This is a genomic window from Corynebacterium hylobatis (assembly GCF_003955685.1).
Lineage (GTDB): Bacteria > Actinomycetota > Actinomycetes > Mycobacteriales > Mycobacteriaceae > Corynebacterium > Corynebacterium hylobatis.
Genome location: NZ_RXHJ01000006.1, coordinates 60,809 through 77,528, shown reverse-complemented (window position 1 = coordinate 77,528; position 16,720 = coordinate 60,809). Strand labels below are relative to the sequence as shown.

The 16,720-nt window shown below is 67.0% G+C and carries 20 protein-coding genes and 1 pseudogene; 8 read left to right on the top strand and 13 right to left on the bottom strand.

The window, feature by feature from the left end:
• The first annotated feature begins 12 nt into the window (after positions 1-12).
• Both EAH68_RS06105 and EAH68_RS06100 read left to right on the top strand, forming a co-directional pair.
• Positions 13-558, top strand: a complete 546-nt coding sequence (locus EAH68_RS06105; protein WP_126120441.1) for a hypothetical protein — start codon at positions 13-15, stop codon at positions 556-558.
• A gap of 347 nt (positions 559-905) precedes the next feature.
• Positions 906-1,673, top strand: a complete 768-nt coding sequence (locus tag EAH68_RS06100) for a hypothetical protein (RefSeq protein WP_126120440.1) — start codon at positions 906-908, stop codon at positions 1,671-1,673.
• A gap of 76 nt (positions 1,674-1,749) precedes the next feature.
• Here EAH68_RS06100 and EAH68_RS06095 read toward each other — a convergent pair whose 3' ends face one another.
• The 3 genes from EAH68_RS06095 to EAH68_RS06085 all read right to left on the bottom strand — a co-directional run bounded on the left by EAH68_RS06095 (position 1,750) and on the right by EAH68_RS06085 (position 3,374).
• Positions 1,750-2,028, bottom strand: a complete 279-nt coding sequence (locus EAH68_RS06095; protein WP_126120439.1) for a DUF1540 domain-containing protein — start codon at positions 2,026-2,028, stop codon at positions 1,750-1,752.
• 182 nt (positions 2,029-2,210) lie between these two features.
• Entirely contained in the window at positions 2,211-2,717 is a 507-nt protein-coding gene (locus EAH68_RS06090; protein ID WP_126120438.1) for a GNAT family N-acetyltransferase, read from the bottom strand.
• Between the two features lie 111 nt (positions 2,718-2,828).
• The gene (locus EAH68_RS06085) at positions 2,829-3,374 is read right to left on the bottom strand and encodes a DNA-3-methyladenine glycosylase (protein ID WP_126120437.1); all 546 of its coding nucleotides are present in this window, start codon (positions 3,372-3,374) and stop codon (positions 2,829-2,831) included.
• A gap of 32 nt (positions 3,375-3,406) precedes the next feature.
• On the opposite strand from EAH68_RS06085, the gene EAH68_RS06080 reads away from it, so the two are divergent.
• A complete protein-coding gene (locus EAH68_RS06080; protein WP_126120436.1) occupies positions 3,407-3,988 on the top strand; it encodes an HAD family hydrolase in 582 nt (193 codons plus the stop codon).
• Positions 3,985-4,497 carry a gamma carbonic anhydrase family protein gene (locus EAH68_RS06075; protein WP_126120435.1) on the top strand — a complete coding sequence of 171 codons (513 nt, stop codon included), beginning with the start codon at positions 3,985-3,987 and terminating at the stop codon, positions 4,495-4,497. The genes EAH68_RS06080 and EAH68_RS06075 overlap by 4 nt, the downstream gene beginning before the upstream one ends.
• A 135-nt stretch (positions 4,498-4,632) precedes the next feature.
• Here EAH68_RS06075 and panC read toward each other — a convergent pair whose 3' ends face one another.
• The 7 genes from panC to EAH68_RS15170 form a co-directional block, all read right to left on the bottom strand.
• Positions 4,633-5,481 carry a pantoate--beta-alanine ligase gene (panC, locus tag EAH68_RS06070; RefSeq protein ID WP_126120434.1) on the bottom strand — a complete coding sequence of 283 codons (849 nt, stop codon included), beginning with the start codon at positions 5,479-5,481 and terminating at the stop codon, positions 4,633-4,635.
• Positions 5,478-6,287 (bottom strand): 3-methyl-2-oxobutanoate hydroxymethyltransferase, encoded by an 810-nt coding sequence (panB, locus tag EAH68_RS06065; protein WP_126120433.1) that lies wholly within the window; start codon positions 6,285-6,287, stop codon positions 5,478-5,480. Before panB ends, panC begins: the two co-directional genes overlap by 4 nt.
• 46 nt (positions 6,288-6,333) lie before the next feature.
• Positions 6,334-7,371, bottom strand: coding sequence for an ROK family protein (locus tag EAH68_RS06060; RefSeq protein WP_126120432.1), 1,038 nt, complete (start codon positions 7,369-7,371; stop codon positions 6,334-6,336).
• Between the two features lie 61 nt (positions 7,372-7,432).
• A complete protein-coding gene (locus tag EAH68_RS06055; protein ID WP_126120431.1) occupies positions 7,433-8,728 on the bottom strand; it encodes an MFS transporter in 1,296 nt (431 codons plus the stop codon).
• Positions 8,729-8,757: 29 nt separating this feature from the next.
• Complete coding sequence (locus tag EAH68_RS06050; RefSeq protein ID WP_126120430.1) at positions 8,758-9,297, bottom strand: LppP/LprE family lipoprotein; 540 nt, start codon at positions 9,295-9,297, stop codon at positions 8,758-8,760.
• An 11-nt stretch (positions 9,298-9,308) separates the two neighbouring features.
• The gene (locus EAH68_RS06045; protein WP_126120429.1) at positions 9,309-10,070 is read right to left on the bottom strand and encodes an NAD-dependent deacylase; all 762 of its coding nucleotides are present in this window, start codon (positions 10,068-10,070) and stop codon (positions 9,309-9,311) included.
• Between the two features lie 85 nt (positions 10,071-10,155).
• The gene (locus tag EAH68_RS15170; protein ID WP_126120588.1) at positions 10,156-10,317 is read right to left on the bottom strand and encodes a transposase; all 162 of its coding nucleotides are present in this window, start codon (positions 10,315-10,317) and stop codon (positions 10,156-10,158) included.
• Positions 10,318-10,933: 616 nt separating this feature from the next.
• Between EAH68_RS15170 and EAH68_RS14915 the strand changes: the two genes are divergently transcribed.
• The 4 genes and pseudogenes from EAH68_RS14915 to EAH68_RS06025 all read left to right on the top strand — a co-directional run bounded on the left by EAH68_RS14915 (position 10,934) and on the right by EAH68_RS06025 (position 13,846).
• Entirely contained in the window at positions 10,934-11,542 is a 609-nt protein-coding gene (locus tag EAH68_RS14915) for an RNA-guided endonuclease InsQ/TnpB family protein (RefSeq protein WP_241228317.1), read from the top strand.
• 36 nt (positions 11,543-11,578) lie between these two features.
• Positions 11,579-11,704: pseudogene (locus tag EAH68_RS15125) on the top strand (hypothetical protein); the annotation flags it as partial.
• Positions 11,705-11,817: 113 nt separating this feature from the next.
• Positions 11,818-13,509, top strand: coding sequence for a DUF885 domain-containing protein (locus tag EAH68_RS06030; protein ID WP_126120428.1), 1,692 nt, complete (start codon positions 11,818-11,820; stop codon positions 13,507-13,509).
• Positions 13,510-13,519: 10 nt separating this feature from the next.
• The gene (locus EAH68_RS06025; protein WP_126120427.1) at positions 13,520-13,846 is read left to right on the top strand and encodes a YciI family protein; all 327 of its coding nucleotides are present in this window, start codon (positions 13,520-13,522) and stop codon (positions 13,844-13,846) included.
• Here EAH68_RS06025 and EAH68_RS06020 read toward each other — a convergent pair.
• Genes EAH68_RS06020 through EAH68_RS06010 form a run of 3 tightly spaced genes read right to left on the bottom strand, consistent with a single transcriptional unit; the run spans position 13,843 to position 16,682 of the window.
• The gene (locus tag EAH68_RS06020) at positions 13,843-14,544 is read right to left on the bottom strand and encodes a pirin family protein (RefSeq protein WP_126120426.1); all 702 of its coding nucleotides are present in this window, start codon (positions 14,542-14,544) and stop codon (positions 13,843-13,845) included. The two genes, EAH68_RS06025 and EAH68_RS06020, sit on opposite strands and share 4 nt — an antisense overlap.
• 33 nt (positions 14,545-14,577) lie before the next feature.
• Positions 14,578-15,615 (bottom strand): AbrB family transcriptional regulator, encoded by a 1,038-nt coding sequence (locus EAH68_RS06015; protein ID WP_126120425.1) that lies wholly within the window; start codon positions 15,613-15,615, stop codon positions 14,578-14,580.
• On the bottom strand, positions 15,612-16,682 hold the full coding sequence (locus tag EAH68_RS06010) for an AbrB family transcriptional regulator (protein ID WP_126120424.1): 1,071 nt from the start codon (positions 16,680-16,682) through the stop codon (positions 15,612-15,614). Before EAH68_RS06010 ends, EAH68_RS06015 begins: the two co-directional genes overlap by 4 nt.
• Positions 16,683-16,720 lie beyond the last annotated feature (38 nt).

Sequence of the window (16,720 nt, the reverse complement as noted above, 5' to 3'; positions counted from 1 at the left end):
AGAGGAACAGAGATGACCACCGAAACTTTCCTGAGCCCCGAGAGCCTGGCCCGGCTGAGCGAACTCACCGGGCAGCAACTCCTGGCCTACGGCAGCGACCTCGAACTCGATGACCGCGTCGGCGCCTTCGGTGCCTGGCTGCAGTTCGGGCAGGGGTGGGTCGGGATTGAGTTCGTGGAGCAGGTCATCGATTTCCCCGACGGCGAGCGCGTCGAATCCGTGCTCACCGTTCATCCGCTCACTGGCCTCGACCCGGGCGGGGACCCCTATCCGCTGACGGGGACCATCGCCGCGGTCGTGCGTATCCAGGACCGTGTCGCGCAGATCAACAAGCTCGAGGGCACCGTGGACTGGGAGTGGTGGCGTGATTCCGGCGTGCGCATCGTGCTGGATTCGGGACAGGAACTGCTCCTCCACTGCGCCTCACCGGTGGTCGTCGAGGTGCGGATGCAGGAGGGCCCTGCCGGCACCCTGCAGCCGGGCCAGCCGGGGCGTGTCTACCAGGAGGGGGAGAGGCGTCGTTATGAGTACGCGAACCGGGAGGTCGCGGTGCTCTGATCCAGGGAGCAGGTTTCCGGACGATCGGGCAGGGGCGGAAACCGATGTCCGGAATCCGGCCGAAAATACCGTTTCAGCGCTGGTGGGTTCGGGGCCACGGAGGGATGCCGGATGGTGGGATGCGGCTGGGAAACCGCGCATTCGGGCCGTGTGGCGGAGGTCTCGTGGTCCCGCCGGAAGTGACTGTGGGAACATGTCCGGTCATGCATTTTTATGGTGCAGGTCACTTATTCATGCCCCTGCCCTGGGTAAAGGCCAGGGACAGTCCCGGGAAAATATACGTTGACACTTCTTGACCGACCACTAAGCCTAGGCTAAGTTAGGCGTACCTCAATCAAGGAGTGAGCATGATCAGCAAGACCACGTACGGCGAGAACCTCGCCCGCCGCATCATCACCGGCGCCGGAGCACTGACTCTGGTACCGTACCGTCTCGACCCCACCATGGCGGTCTCCGCCCTGGTGCACGGACTCGATGACAACGGACGTTTCGTCGTGATCTGCTCTGCTGAGGATGCCGAGTTCATGGGCGACGCCGAGATCCGTCTCGACGGCGTGAAGAAGGCACTCGAGTTCACCGTCGACATCACCGTCGCCAGCCTCCACGCCCTGGCGCGTGTCGAGTGGCAGGACAGCGCGGCAACCCCGACGACCCTCGGTTTCGAGCCCGGCCCCCACCTGCGCGTCGGCGTCATCGAGATGGAGACGGTGCTGCTCCACGGCCCGCACGGTGTGACCAAGTGCGATGCCGGCGAGCTGTTGGCCACCGCTGAGGCCAGTGAGCTGAACTCCCGGGAGATCGACGCCCGTGATGAGATCGCCCGCCTCTCCGATGTGCAGCTGTCAACCCTGCTCTCCGGGGCACTGGTGGGCATGGCCCCGGGCTTCCTGCTCTCCGAGTCGGAGCTGGGCGGCTGCTCCGCCCCCGCGGGCGACAACCTGTGGGTGGTCGATGTCGACCATTCCGGTGTCGCCCTGCTGAAGATGATTGACGGCCGCATGACCACCGTCCTGGTGACCTTCCCGGAACCGGTCATGACCATCGCAGACCTGGCCGGGGCCGTGGACGCCCTTGCCGTCCACACCTCGGTCCGGCACGCGTCTCCGCGTATCTGACAGCCGGTAACCGAGGAACGCGCGGAATCCCCCTCGGGGGGTTCCGCGCGTTCTTGTCTGTCGCGTGCGGTTCTGTCTAACGCGGCGCGTAGGTGGTGCAGAGGGCCATGTCGCCGCTGATGTCTACTCCTCCAGCGGTACACATGAGGTCTGCGTTGTGCTTGCAGTCCAGGCGCTGACAGGCACCGACGTGGGCGTCGGGGGACTGCATTCCGGCGCGCAGGTCGATGGTGTTGATGGTGCCGCAGGCCGGCTGGTCGGCGCCACCGACGGTGATGGCGAAGGCGGTGCAGCCGTCGTTGTTGAAGGCACAGGCGGTGGCGGTGCAGGAAGCGATCTTGGCGACAGTGGACATGGTGCGAGTCTCCTTGCGTTGTGGTTGTGTTTCGAGAGTCTCCGCGTATCTGATGATCTTGAGTATAAGTGCCCTGAGCTGCGCAAACAACCAAGGATAGGCTTAACTGGTGGCCAGAATCCCATGTTCTGCAAGGGCGGAGGAAGTCCACTAAAATGAGAAGTTGGTGCGCCTCCGAGCGGTCACCGGCTGAAAGCCTCGTGATAGAGAATGGTGCCGGCGGGAACGGCGGCGTCGGCAAGCGCCAGCGCGCGGACGAACTGCGGGTCCATGCCCGGCCACACCAGCCCCGGCACGTCCTCGAAACCGAAACGCTCGAGGAAGGTCGCGTCGCCCACGGCGACCACGCCGCCCGCGCCCATCCCGCGCAGCTCCGTCAGGGCACGCTCCAGGATCAGTGAGCCGATACCCTCCCCCTGACGCTCCGGGGCCACACTGATCGGGCCCACGGCATACCAGTTCGCCGTCCCGTCGCTGATCCCCACCGGAGACACCGCAATGTGCCCCACCACCGCCGGTCCCTTGACCGCCATGAAGGAGAGCGTGAGGGCGTCGGTGTCGCGCAGCTTCTCGACGATCTCGGCCTCCCGCTGCCGCGAATAGGGCTTGTCCACGAACGCGCGCGAGGTGAGCCCCCTGATCGCGGGAATATCAGCTTCCGCCTCCCGGCGAATGGTGAAGGTATCCATGGGCCGTATTCTACGCCGACGATGGGTGGGCCGGATGGGGGCAGCCCACGCCCTTCTTAACTGACCATAAACGGCCTGAATGACAAATTAGCGCCGCCCTGACTGCTTCGACTACCGCGGCCGTCCCCGCCGCGCGGAGACGGTGCGGTCACCGGGGATCCAGAAACGCAGCGGGGCATCGATGTTCTTGGAGATCCCCACCCGTGGGCCCGCCACCCACTCCGGCGCCTCCGCGGGCCGCTCCAGAGAGACCGGCGTACCGTTATCCTGCAGTGACAGGCCGAGTGCCTTGCCCAGGTTGCCGGGCCCGGAGGCCAGCCGCTCGAAAGGTACGTCGCCACGGCGGTGGCGGGCGGTCTCCAGCCCGTCGATGACTTCACCGGCGCGCATGAGACACCCCTGGCCGACGCCCTCAGGTGCGCAGACGATGTTTCCGGCCATGTGGATTCCGTAGGAGATGTAGACGTAGAGCCGCCCGGGCGGGCCGAACATGGCGGCGTTGCGTGGGGTGGGTCCCCGGTAGGTGTGGGCGGCCTCGTCCTCGGCCCCGAGGTAGGCCTCGACCTCGGTCAGGCGCAGGGAGACACCGTTCATCGTCACCACGCAACCGAGGAGTTGGGGTGCGACGTGATCTGCTGGTGCGGTGAAATCGATCATGACTCCCCACTCTATTTGCGTAGGGTAGGCATATGAGTGCTCTGTTGTTCGATCTCTACGGGGTGTTGCTGAAGGAGCGGACCGATGCCGGCCGCCGGCAGGTGGAACTTGCCGTCGGTGGGGACGCGCGTATCTGGCCCGTCTACGACGATCTGCGGCCCGCCTATGATTCCGGCGACGTCGGGGATGAGCGTTTCTGGCGTCAGCTGCAGGTCCGTGCAGGTCTGGTGCCTTTCGACATCGTGGAGGCGGTGGAAGCCGACTGGGAGACCTTGATGGCGGAGGACACGGGGATGGTCGCCTACGTCCTCTCGCTTATCGACGCCCGCTACTGCTGCGGCATCCTCTCCAACGTCCCCGCGGGTCTGGCGAAACGTGCCCGCGCCGAGCACGGGTGGTTCGACAGGTTCGAGGCGGTGACGATGTCCTGCGACATCGGCCTGGTCAAACCTGATCCCCGCGCCTTTGCGGTGGCGCTGGACGCGATGGGCGTCAGCGCGAAGGAGACGGTCTTCTTTGATGCTGATATCCGCAACGTGAAGGCCGCCGAGGAATTCGGACTACGGTCGGTGTTGTTCACCGGTCCTGATTCCGTGAAGGAGATTCTGCAGTGATCATCGAGTTCGAGGGGAAGACCCCGAAGATCCACCCGAGCGCCTGGATCGCCCCGACGGCGGTGATCATCGGGGACGTGGAGATCGGCCCGGATTCCTCCGTCTTCTACGGCAGTGTGCTGCGTGGTGACGTCAACGCCATCCGCATCGGCGCCCGCACCAACATCCAGGACAACTCGGTGCTCCACGTGGACGGGGACGCGCCCTGCATTCTCGGCGACGACGTCACCGTCGGCCACATGGCGCTCGTCCACGGCACGACGGTGGGCGACGGCACCCTCGTCGGGATGAAGTCCTCTCTGCTCTCGCGTTCCGTCATCGGTTCCGGGGCGCTCATCGCCGCCGGCGCGGTTGTGCTGGAAGGCATGGAGATCCCCGACCGCGTCCTGGCCGCCGGGGTGCCCGCCAAGATCCGCCGGGAGCTCTCTGAGGAGCAGTCAGCCGGTTTCATCCCGCACGCCGGCCGCTACGTCGACCTGGCGAAGCGGCACAATGCTGCGTTGAACTGAGAATCAGGTGTCATGTCATGCCGGATAATACGGGCGCGGGGAAATGCGATCACCCGTATTTTTCTTGGCCACGCCCCACCTGCGCCTATAGAAATACGTGCATACGTATCAGGTGACATTTTCCGAGGCTGTCACTCAGGCCCCCGGCACCAGCCGCACGTTGTCGATGAGCCGCGTACCGCCGACATGGATCGCGGCCACGGCCAGCGCGCCCTCGCCGACCTCCTCGACCGGGAGCAGGGTGGCGGGGTCGATGACCTCGAGGTGGTCGAGTTCCACGCCTTCGGCAGTGCGGAGCATACGGCGGGCCCCCTTGATGTCGAGCGGCACGCCGGCTGCGGCGCGTTCCTGCAGCTCAGCGAGCACATGGGGCAGGACCAGTGCCTGCTCCCGTGCCTCAGCGCTCAGGTGCTGATTGCGGGAGGACTCGGCCAGGCCGTCCTCACCGCGGATGATCGGCACCGGGCGGACGGCCACGGGGAAGTTGAGGTCGGCGACCATGCGCTGGATGATGGCCAGCTGCTGGGCGTCCTTCTCCCCGAAATAGGCGCGGTCAGGCTGGGTGAGCTGGAAGAGTTTGGCCACGACGGTGGTCACGCCGTCGAAATGCCCCGGCCGGGAGGCACCCTCGAGCCGTTCGCCCATCTCGCCGGAGCGGACCCACACCTGCGGCAGTCCGCCGGGGTACATCTCATCCGTGGTGGGGGCGAAGACGACGTCGACACCCAGGTTCTCCAGGAGCGCGAAATCTGCATCCAGGTCGCGCGGGTAGTTGCGGAAGTCGTCGCAGTCGCCGAGGTCGGTGAACTGCAGGGGGTTGACGAAGACGCTCACCACGACGGAGGTGTTCTCCTGCGCGGCGAGGGAGACCAGACGGGCGTGGCCCTCGTGGAGCGCGCCCATGGTGGGCACGAGACCGACGGAACCCGGCAGGTCGGCGATGGCGGAACGCAGCTGCGCGACCGAGCGCGCGAGGACGGTCACTTCCCGTCCTCGAAGGACTCGGCCTCGTTGGGGAAGTCCCCGGACTCGACGTCGGCGAGGTAGGCGCGGGCGGCGTCGAGAAGCACGTTGCCCACGTCGGCGTACCTGCGCGCGAAACGCGGGGTGCGGCCGCGGGTGAGGCCGAAGGCGTCGGTCCACACCAGCACCTGGCCGTCGGTGCCGTTGCCGGCGCCGATACCGATCGTCGGGATGGCCAGTTCGCGGCTGATCTCGCCGGCGATGGCGGCGGGCACCATCTCCAGGACCACGGAGAAGGCACCGGCCTCCTGCACGGCGAGGGCATCGGCACGCAGCTTCGCGGCGGCGTCGCCACGGCCCTGGACGACGTAACCGCCGAGGGTGTGCTCCGACTGCGGGGTGTAGCCGATGTGGCCCATGACGGGGATGCCGGCGTCGACGAGTGTGCGGATCGTCGGGGCGATCTCCACGCCGCCCTCGATCTTCACACCCGCGATGCCGGTCTGCTTCATGAAGCGCACGGCGGTCTCCAGCGCCTGGGCCGGGGAGGTCTCGTAGGAGCCGAAGGGCAGGTCGGAGACGACGAAGGCACGCGCGGTGGCACGTGCCACCGCGGTGGCCATGGTCATCATCTCCTCGACGGTGATCGACAGGGTCGAGTCCTGACCGAGGATGACGTTCGCGGCGGAATCACCGACGAGCAGCAGGTCGATGCCTGCCTCGTCGAAGATCGCGGCCGTGGGGGCGTCATAGGCGGTCAGGCAGGAGATCTTCCGGCCCTCGGCCTTGGCCTGGGCGAAATGGCGGGTACGCATCCGGGAAACCATGGGTCATGAGTATATGCCCCGGAGGGTCCCGGACAGGCATTTTCGTTCAGGCGTACAGCGCCAGGGGTTCACGCAGCGTCTGGTCGAGCGCCACGGCGCGGGCGATGGCGCGCACGACCTCCCGGTGGGTGGGGATCAGCCGTAGCTGGACGTCCGGCAGCCGGGAGCGGACCTCTGAGGCGAAGAGCTTCGGTGCGGCGGGGTCATCAATGAAGGCGGAACCTGCCACGACGATGGTGGCGGGGTCGTGTCCCCGGGCGACTTCGGTGGTCAGTTGGGCGAGGCGGCAGGCGCGGGCGTCGAGAAGCGGGCGGGCGTCGGCGTCCTCGACCGCGGAGCTGATGGAGGACCAGCGGTCGCCCAGGACACCGGCGGTGGTCAGCTCGCGGGCGTGCAGCGGCAGGTCGATCTGGGCGACACCTTCGTCGTCGGCGACGGCGGCACCGATCGAATCGTCGGCGAACAGGGCCATGGTGCCGGTGAGCAGGCCGGCGGACTGGATCTCCGAACCCAGGATGGCGGGCACCGCCGCGGAGACGACCACCGGCACGGAGAACTGGTAGCGCAGGCGGCCGGCGAAGTCGACGCCGTGCCAGCCGAGGTTGGGGGCATCGACGATGCCGTCGTCGGTGACCCGCCCGGAGGTGGTCACCCCGACGGAGGCCAGCGGGCGTTCCAGTCCGGCGGTCAGCCGGTTGAGGCCGGCCATGACGTGTTCGATGAAATCGGATTCGGTCAGCTCCGCGACGGGGGTGGGTACCTCTGCGTCGCGGATGGTCCGGCCGCGCGTGTCAAAGAGCCCGATGTAGGTCGTGGACGTGCCCACGGCGATGCCGGCGTGCAGGGCCGGGTGGTTGGTCAGCTCGAGCGGGACCGTGGGCCGGCCGCGGCCCTGGGAGCGGGTGAGGTCCGTGCGTTCATGCACCAGGCCAGCGCCGATGAGCGCGGTGATGGCGCGTGTGATGGTGGGCTGGGACAGGCCGGTCGCCTCGACGAGCTCACTGCGGGTGACGATCTGGTTCACCCGGACCAGGTGGAGACACTTCGCCGCCGGAGTGCGGGGACGGGAGAAGACGGTGGCCATGCCGGAATAGTACAACTATTCAGACAACGCTGTCTAATTATTGGGAATCTAAATAGACAGCTCAGTTCGTCGGGTCCTGGTCGTCGATATGCCGCGGTGCCGGCTTCAGGTAGCGCGTGAAACTGGGCACGAACACGGCACACGCGAGCGTGCCGACGACCACCAGCACGCCACCCAGCAGCGTCGCCAGACCCACGCCGAAGGGCGCCGCGGCCCAGCCGTGCAGGACATCCGCCAACCGGGGGCCGCCCACCACCACGACGATGTACACCCCCTGGATGCGACCCTGCACGTGCTCGGCGGCCGCCTGCTGGAGGATCGCGGTGCGCAGGCTGGCGGAGAACATGTCCGCCGCCCCACCCAGGACCAGCATGAGGATGACCAGCCACGCCCACACCGTCACCGCGCCGGGGCTGGCCATCACGGCCGCGCCCGCCACGATCACGGCCACACCCCAGACCATGATGCACACGATCACAGACAGTCCCTGGCGCACCACCCGCGAGATCCAGCCCGAGATCAGCCCGCCGAGCACCGCGCCGACAGCCATGGAGGAATAGAGGAGGGCGAGCATGATGCCGCCCTCGTCCGCCTCACCGAAGCTCACGGCGGCGATCTCGGGATAGAGGGCGCGCGGCATGCCGAAGGTCATGGCGATCAGGTCCAGCAGCATCGCCACCATGAGGATCGGCTGCCCCCGCAGATAGCTCAGGCCGTCGAGAACCGAACGGATGCCGGCGCGGATGGCCTCCTTCTTCGGTGGCAGGGCCGGCAGGGCGAACACCGCTCCCAGCGTCGGGATCAGCAGCGCGGCATCCAGCGCGTAGAGCCAGGAGAAGCCGATGAAGGGGATGAGCGCGCCGGCGATGAGGGGGCCGACGATGGCGCCGAACTGCATGAGCATCATGTTGAGGCTGGCGCCGGCGGGCAACTGCTCGAGCGGCAGGATCGACCGGAACACAGCCGTGCGTGTCGGCTGGTTCACCGCGAAGAAGGCCTGCTGCAGCGAGAAGGTCAGCAGCAGCCACCAGACGTTGGTGTTTCCGGCGGCCGTCAGGCCCCAGAAGGCCAGGGCGGTGAGGATCATGCCGAACGTGGAGGCCGTGAGCACCTTCCGCTTGTCGAAGCTGTCCGCGATCGATCCGCCGTAGAGCCCGAATACCACCAGCGGCACCAGGCCGAACAGACCCGTCAGGCCGACATAGGCCGAGGAGCCGGTGATGGAGTAGATCTGCGCTGGCACGGCCACCACCGTGAGCTGGGCACCGATGGTGGTGGCGATGTTCGCGGTCCACAACCGCCGGTAGGCGGGTACCTGGAGGGGACGGGTGTCGGCGAAGAAGTCACGGATGCTCACGATGTGGAATGCTAGCCCCTGAGCAGGAATTACTGTCCGGGGGCTCTCAGCAGGTCCAGGTGGGCGCCGCGGAGGACATCGGTGGTGAACTCCGGGACATCGCCCGCACTGAGCATCATCCGGCCGTTCTCCCAGGCATGCTCGACTGTCCAGGTGTCGTCCCCGGAGGGGTAGTCGACGCTGACGGCGGTCTCCGACACGCGTGTCGACGCCGCGATGTCCCCCGCCAGCACGGAGGTGTCACGCACGAGTTCACCCTCGTGGAAGAAGACCACGCCGAAGGCCGGATCCGCACCCAGCGTGCCGTCGACGATCAGCCAGCTCAACAGCTGGCAGGCATCGAAGTGGTCCTCGCGGATCTGAACCTCCTGCATGTCGAGGTCCACGTCGGTGGGGATGGTGGCGAGGTCGAGGTAGGGGGCGAAGGCGGTGTCCTCGACGGTGACATCCCCACAGGCGGTGGCCTCGCCGTCCGCCCCAGTGCCGGTGTCGGTCCCGGAGTCTGAGGCGCAGGCGGTCAGGGTGAGGGCGGTGCCGAGCAGTGCGGCCGTGAACAGACGGATTCTCATGCCCTCAGATCCTAGAGCGTGAGCTCAAGGACCAGCTCGGGGAGGCCACGGGCGGCGGTATTGCGCCAGGAGACGTCCGCCATGCTGCTCAGTTCGGTCTCCTCCGGGGAGATCTCGAGGATCTTCGCCCCGGCCTGCTTGGCTACCAGGGGCAGGCCAGCTGCTGGCTGCACCACGCCGGAGGTGCCGATGATGACCACGAGGTCCGTCTGACGCATCCGTTCCTCGGCCCGTTCCCATTCATCCTGGGGGAGATTCTCGCCGAACCAGACGACGCCGGGGCGGATGAGGTTCTCGCACTGCGGGCAGGTGGGCGGGGTCTGGCGGGCGACCGGTTCGGTGGGGTAGTCGATCTCCCCGCGCCAGGGACGCGAGCAGATGGTGCAGCGGTAGTCGAAGAGGGAGCCGTGGAGGTGGACGACATCGTCGGTGCCGGCGCGTTCATGGAGGTCGTCGATGTTCTGGGTGGTCACGCCCACGGAGGCGCCCGGCAGGCTGGCCCAGTCGGCGATGGCCCGGTGCCCCGCGTTGGGTGCGGCGTTGCGGCATACGCTGGCGCGCCACAGGTACCAGGCCCACATGGGTTCGGGATCGCGGGCCCAGGAGTCGATGGAGGCGAAGGCCGCGGGATCCACTTTCGTCCACAGGCCGGTCTGCGCGTCACGGAAGGTGTCGAGCCCGGATTCGGCGGACATTCCGGCCCCGGTGAATACCTCCACCCGGCCGGCGTCGCGGACGAGGTTGAGGGCATCGGCGTATTGTTCGGTCCTCATCGGAGATCACCCCTGGAAACCCCCGCCTTGAGGCATGAGGAGGAAAGGGGCATTTGATACGTTGCGTTGAATGTCGACATACTGCCTAATAACTTCCCAGGGGTGAGCCGCCGGCTGTGGCGACGACATACGAGTTGGTCCAGAGCGCGGGCAGCCTGGATGTGAGGTACGGGAACTCTTGACGAAGAACACACGATGACCATCCCTTGAATCTGCTCGGTAAAACAGTGGATCGCGTAGTACTGATCGTATTCCACCAGGAGGTGCACGTGGTCGGGAATGGTTAGCATCAATGATGCACTCCCGTCCGGTGGCAACCTCCCGGGTGATCTGTGTGAGCCTTTCTCCCGCATTGTCTGTGATAACTGGGCTGGGGTAGATGGGGTTACTCCGCATGATGTGCACACCGGCGAGTGGCGATGGCATTGTTTGAGCTGATGGCAGCCCTCTAGACGAAGCATCACGTGGTGGGGTATAGCTGGCGGTGTGGACGAGATCGTGCGGTACACCTACCGCCTGCGCCCCGGAGCCCAGGCGCAGCGATCGCTTTCCCAGGAATGGGGTCGGGGTAGGTTCCTGTGGAATGAGGCAGTCCACCAGCAGAAGGCCGGCAATAAGCCGACTCTGGCGAAGCTGGGGAAGCTGCTCACTGAGCTGCGGAAGAACAACACGTGGATGCGGGAGGGCTCCCAGGTCGCCCAACAAGCCATGCTCCGCTCTTATGCGCAGGCACTCCAGCACTCGTACACCGTCAAAGGCAGAGGCCGGCCCACGTACAAGACGAGGAAGCGCACGTCGGCGTCCCTGGAGTACAACACCGGGGGTTCTCCCTGCAGGACGGTCGACTGCGACTGCCCAAGGGTGTGTCGATTCCGGTGGTGTGGTCGCGGGAACTGCCCTCCGAGCCGACCAGTGTGCGGGTCTACCAGGACAGTCTCGGTCACTGGTACGCCTCGTTCGTGGTCCGCCGCGAAGTAGAGCCAGCACCCGAGGTTGAGGGACATATCGGTATCGGCTGGGGCGTGTCCACCACCGCCACGACCACCGACGAACACTATGATCTTCCCGACCTCGGGCATCGCAGGCGCTGTGCCGCAGAACTGGCCACGGCACAGCGCACAATGGCGCGTCGCCACCGCAAGGGACGCAAACAGTCGAAGGGATATCAGCGTGCCCGCCGCCAGGCCGCGAGGCTGCACAAGAAAGCCGCCCGACAGACCGAACACGACTCCCGGGTGTGGGCCAAAAGGGTCACCGACAACCACGACCTGATCGCGGTGGAAGACTTCAAGCCGATGTTTCTCGCCAGGTCCACGATGGCGAGGAAGGCCGCGGACGCTGCCATCGGTGCGGCGAAGCGGGAGCTGATCACCAGTGCCGCGCGGGCTGGCCGGAAGGTGGTGCTGGTTCAGCCCGCCTACACGGCAATGACGTGTTCGGGGTGTTTCGCGAGAGCCAAGCAAGCACCCTGACTCGATGAACGAACCTTCCGGTGCCAGAACTGCGGGCACACCGCAGGCAGGGACCGCAACGCTGCCAGGGTGATTCTGGCTGTGGCAGAACGGGGTCACACCAGTGTTGAGGACATCAGACATCTGCAACCTCCTTCCGGGGAGGTTGTGCGTGCAGTCTGAGCTGGAAATCCCCCGGTTTCAGCTGTGAGGGAACCGTTAAGGATTACACGCTACCTGCTCGGGACGGGCGGAAAATGGGATTAGTGGCGTCGCCCCCGCTACACTGACGTGCCATGAGTTCCGATACCGCCGTGAATTCGACTCCCCACAACTCTGACACCGCCGGGCGCTCGCCGTCGCTGCTCGACGCGTCCTGTGAGGGATTCGTCCATGACCTGGCGGCCCTGTCCCCGACTGACGCCACTGCCTGGGGGATCCCGGGCTTCGAGGGCGAGCTGCAGGATTTCTCCCCCGCCTACTGGGCTGCCCTCGCCGACCGCACCCGTGAGATGATCGCGGACGTCGACGCCTTCGACGACGGCACCGATGATTCCGACGACGAGGATGACTTCGACGAGGTCGACCACGTCACCGCCGCGGTCCTGCGCGACCGCCTCTGCCTGGACCTGGATCTGCACCATCACGGTGAGGACCTGGCCCTGCTCAACAACATCGCCTCACCCGTGCAGACGATCCGCGACACCCTCCTGATCATGCCGACGGACACCCCGGAGCAGATCGACGCGATCCGCTCCCGCCTGTCCAAGGTGCCCGCCGCCCTGGCCGGTTACCGCGAGTCGCTTGCGGAGGCCGCCTCTCACGGCCATGTCGCCCCGATCCGTCAGGTCGACGAGGTCTACTCCCAATGCCAGGACCTGGTGGAGTCGCCCTCGCTGCTGGAGGACCTCGGTGTCGATAAGGACACCCCGGAGGTGGACGCAGCGAAGGAGGCCTTCGCCGAGATGGCCGACTGGCTTTCCGAGCAGCTGGCCACCCACGCCCCGCGCGAGGATGCCGTGGGCCGGGAGCGCTACCAGCGTTTCTCCCATCTGTTCGTCGGTGACACCGTCGACCTGGACGAGGCCTACCTCTGGGGTCTGGAGCGCCTCCGCGAGATCGATGCGGAGCAGCAGGCCATCGCCCGCTCCCTCTACGGCACCTCTGATGTGCGCCTGGCCTACCGGAAGCTCAACGAGGAGGAGCGCTACACCCTTCACGGCAAGGACGCGCTCCTGACCTGGATGCAGGAGACCGCCGACGACGCGATCAAGGGGTTGCACGGCAATGCCTTCGACATCCCCGAGCAGGTCCGCACCATCGAGGCGAAGATCGACCCCGCCGGCACCGGCGGCATCTTCTACACCCCGCCGAGCGACGACTTCTCCCGCCCGGGCCGCATGTGGTGGTCCGTCCCGGCCGGCCAGGAGAAGTTCCATACCTGGCAGGAGCTGACCACCGTCTTCCACGAGGCTGTGCCGGGTCACCACCTGCAGATCGGCCAGACCCTGGTTGAGCGTGAGAACCTCAACCTGTGGCGCCGCGTCGCGTGCTGGAACTCCGGACATGGCGAGGGCTGGGCCCTCTATGCCGAGCAGCTCATGGAGGAGCTCGGCTACCACGAGGATCCCGGCACCCGGATGGGGCTTCTCGACGCCCAGCGGCTCCGCGCCGCCCGCGTCGTCCTCGACATCGGCGTCCACCTGGGCAAGAAGGTCCCCGAGGGCACCATGGTGTGGGATGCCACCTACGCCAAGGCCTTCCTGCGGGAGAACACCGCCATGGACGAGGCCAACCTGCGTTTCGAGCTCAACCGCTACCTCGGTTGGCCGGGCCAGGCCCCGTCCTACGCGCTGGGGCAGCGCCTGTGGGAGCAGACGCGGGACGACGCCGTCGCCCAGGGCATGGCCGTGGCGGATTTCCACCGCGAGGCCCTCTCCCTGGGTTCCATCCCGATGTCCCTTCTGCGGGAGCAGGTTCTGGATTAATCTGAGACGCATGACACAGTTCATGCTCTCCGTCCATCACACACCGGGATCCGAACCCTATGCCTCGGAGGAGGAGATGCAGGCGGCTTTCGCGGCCGTCGCGGCCTTCAACCAGCAGCTCGCTGATGACGGCCGGCTCGTCTTCGTCGGTGCGCTCCATTCGGAGGCCGACATCGTCACCGCGAAGGGTGTCGACGAACCACCCGTCCGGGAGGGCGCGCAGCTCGGCGGTTTCTGGGTGGTCGAGGTCGATGGCCGTGCTGGCGCCAGGAAGCTGGCTGAGCAGGCCTCCGCGGCCTGCCGTCAGCCGATCGAGGTCCGCGAGTTCGAGTCCTAGATTCCCCGGTCCATCACCCACACGAGGATCTCGGCCTCGCCATTCACGGTGAACGATTCGATACCGGTGGCGCGCAGGACATCACCCTCCCCGAGGTGGTGACCTGCCGCCCCCACCTGCCCGTCGATGACGTAGAGGTGCACGAAGGCTCCGGCGGGCACCGTCACCTTTCCGGTGGAACGGGCCGCGTAGAGCGCCGCCCCGGTGGTGCCCAGCGGCAGGGGAGAACCTGGCCCGGCGATCTGCACCAGGCCCCCGCCGGCCAGCTCCGCGTTGAAGTCCCGGGAGGCGTGGCGGGGGACGGTGTCGCGGACATCGGCCGGCAGCCAGGACTGCACCACCCGCACGCGCTCACGGCTGGTGTAGCCCGCGGCGTTGACCTCCGAATGCCGCACCCCGGAACCCGCGCTGATGTGCTGGGCGGAACCGGCCCCCAGCTCGGTAGCGCCCGCCACGCCGCTGTCGCGGTGGCGCAGGCGCCCCTCGACGACCCACGTGAGGATCTCGACGTTGTCGTGCTGGTGCATGTCGAAGCCCTCACCGGGTGCGACGACGTCGTCGTTATGCACCATGAGCAGGCCGAAGGCGTTGGCCGCCAGGTCGAAGTTCCCGGTGGCGGGGAAGGACTGCCGGGAGATAAGCGCGGGATCGCGCCAGATGTCGCGTTCCCCGGACCGGACTACATAGATAGTTGACATGTCAATCAGGCTAGTCGCGGTCGGGGAGCGGGATCAACGTTTCCGCGTGAGCAGGCGGATGATCTGCGGCAGATAACCGGCCACCGCCAGCAGGGTGAGCATCCGCAGCAGCTGCAGGGTCACCACCACCGGTCCGGCCCCGCCCTCCGAGGACAGCGCCAGGACGGTCTCCAGCGCACCGGGGCTGGTGGCCAGGTAAGCCTCGAAATAGGTGATGTCCAGCCACAGGTGCAGGGGATAGGCGGTGGCTGCGCACGCCAGGATGACCACGACGATGAAACTCAGCGTCGCCGGCAGCTGGCGGGCGAAGGCCCTCAGGGCCGGCAGGGACAGCGCGCCACCGCACATCCAGCCGATGACCAGGAAGGCCGCGATGCGGAAAGCCTCCGGCGGCTGCAGGCTCCATCCCTCCGGCAGGGCGAGACTGATCAGGACAGTGAACAGCATGGGGCTGAGGATCGCCGGGGCCGGCAGGCGGATGAGCCTGCCCAGTCTCTCGCTGAACAGGGCGATGAACAGCACCGCGAGGAACATGTACCACGGGCCGGCTGCCTGCCCCCCGGCTGCGGTTCCACCCGGGGCCTCGAAGAAGGCGGTGATCAGCGGCAGACTCATCGACACGATGAGCAGCCGCAGGTACTGGCCGAGCGCCACGAAGCGGTAGTCGGCACCGAGTTCCTTCGCCAGCACCGGCAGGAGCGAGGCCCCGCCGGCGAGCATGGACAGGATCCCGGTCTCCGGTATGACGGAGGGCTCCCGTTTCGCCAGCAGCAGACCACCGGCCACGCCGATGCCCAAAGTGACGAAGGAGACCAGCAGGCCGGGGATGAGCAGCCCACCCAGCGTGGCCAGGGGGACCGCCGCCAGCGGCAGGCCCGCCAGGATGCCGATGACACCACGGCCGAAGCGGTAGACGTGGTCGTTGATGGGCAGTTCCGCGGAGGTGGCCAGCGCCGTCGTCCCTGAGGCGATGATGGCCGCCAGGATCCAGGCGGCCGGTACCTGCCACCACGTGAACAACCAGCCGAGCCCGATGGAGGCGGGGATCACCACGGCCCAACGCCAGTTCATTTCTCTCCTCCTGAGTCCGGATCCCTGTGGAACAGCCGCAGGATCTGCGGCAGATAACCCGCGATGAGCAGCACCCCCAGCAGGCGGATGAGCTGGATCGCCACGACTGACGGTCCGGCCCCGCCCTCCGAGGACAGCGCCAGCGCTGTTTCGATGGCACCGGGGCTGGTGGCCAGATAAGCCTCGAAGTAGGTGATGCCCACCCAGGGCACCAGTGGGATGGCCAGCAGGGCGCACACCCCCGACAGACCGACAATGAAGATGAGCGTGGCCGGCAGCTGACGGGCGAAGAGTTTCAGCGCCGGCAGCGAGAGCGCCCCACCACACATCCAGCCGACCACCAGGAAGGCGAAGACGCGGAAGAACTCCGGGGGCTGCAGCGACCACTCCGCTGGCAGCAGCAGTCCGAGGACGACGGTGATCAGCAGCGGGCCGAAGACTCCGGGGGAGGGCAGGCGCAGCAACCTGCCCAGATCCGCGCCGAAGAAGGCGATGAGCAGCACCACGGGGAACATCCAGTAGTTCACCACCGGCGGGGTCACCCCGCCTGCCGCCCCGGGTGTGGCGAAGAAAGCGGTGACCAGCGGCAGTGTCATCGACACGATGAGCAGGCGCAGATACTGGGAGAGTGCGACATAACGGAAATCCGCCCCCAGCTCCCGGGCCATCACCGGCATCACCGAGGAGCCGCCGGCCAGCATCGACAGCACACCGGTCTCCCGGCTGAGCTCCGGTTCCATGCGCGCCAGCAGCAGTCCGCCGGCGATGCCCGCGACGACGATGACCAACGCCACCACCAGTCCCGGCGCGAGGTAGCCCGCAAGTTCCGCCAGCGGCACCCCGGCCAGGGGGATGCCGGCAAGCATGCCGATCGTGCCGCGGCCGACCCGGTTGACGTAGGTGTTCAGAGGAAGTTCCGCGCGGCCGAGGAGTGCTGTGGCGCCGGCGGCGAGGATGCCGGCGAGGATCCAGCCGGCGGGTACGTTCCACCAGGCGAAGAGCAGGCCGAGGAGCACGGAGGCGGGGACGACGATGAGCCACCGCATGCTGACTTTGCCTGAACCCATGAGAGCACCATACGCCGGATGTCGGGTGACCAGGCGTG

Coding starts and splice junctions, on each gene's coding strand:
- EAH68_RS06105 (WP_126120441.1), top strand. CDS start 13: ATGACCACCGAAACTTTCCTGAGCCCCGAGAGCCTGGCCCGGCTGAGC.
- EAH68_RS06100 (WP_126120440.1), top strand. CDS start 906: ATGATCAGCAAGACCACGTACGGCGAGAACCTCGCCCGCCGCATCATC.
- EAH68_RS06095 (WP_126120439.1), bottom strand. CDS start 2,028: ATGTCCACTGTCGCCAAGATCGCTTCCTGCACCGCCACCGCCTGTGCC.
- EAH68_RS06090 (WP_126120438.1), bottom strand. CDS start 2,717: ATGGATACCTTCACCATTCGCCGGGAGGCGGAAGCTGATATTCCCGCG.
- EAH68_RS06085 (WP_126120437.1), bottom strand. CDS start 3,374: ATGATCGATTTCACCGCACCAGCAGATCACGTCGCACCCCAACTCCTC.
- EAH68_RS06080 (WP_126120436.1), top strand. CDS start 3,407: ATGAGTGCTCTGTTGTTCGATCTCTACGGGGTGTTGCTGAAGGAGCGG.
- panB (WP_126120433.1), bottom strand. CDS start 6,287: ATGGTTTCCCGGATGCGTACCCGCCATTTCGCCCAGGCCAAGGCCGAG.
- EAH68_RS06060 (WP_126120432.1), bottom strand. CDS start 7,371: ATGGCCACCGTCTTCTCCCGTCCCCGCACTCCGGCGGCGAAGTGTCTC.
- EAH68_RS06050 (WP_126120430.1), bottom strand. CDS start 9,297: ATGAGAATCCGTCTGTTCACGGCCGCACTGCTCGGCACCGCCCTCACC.
- EAH68_RS06045 (WP_126120429.1), bottom strand. CDS start 10,070: ATGAGGACCGAACAATACGCCGATGCCCTCAACCTCGTCCGCGACGCC.
- EAH68_RS06030 (WP_126120428.1), top strand. CDS start 11,818: ATGAGTTCCGATACCGCCGTGAATTCGACTCCCCACAACTCTGACACC.
- EAH68_RS06025 (WP_126120427.1), top strand. CDS start 13,520: ATGACACAGTTCATGCTCTCCGTCCATCACACACCGGGATCCGAACCC.
- EAH68_RS06020 (WP_126120426.1), bottom strand. CDS start 14,544: ATGTCAACTATCTATGTAGTCCGGTCCGGGGAACGCGACATCTGGCGC.
- EAH68_RS06015 (WP_126120425.1), bottom strand. CDS start 15,615: ATGAACTGGCGTTGGGCCGTGGTGATCCCCGCCTCCATCGGGCTCGGC.
- EAH68_RS06010 (WP_126120424.1), bottom strand. CDS start 16,682: ATGGGTTCAGGCAAAGTCAGCATGCGGTGGCTCATCGTCGTCCCCGCC.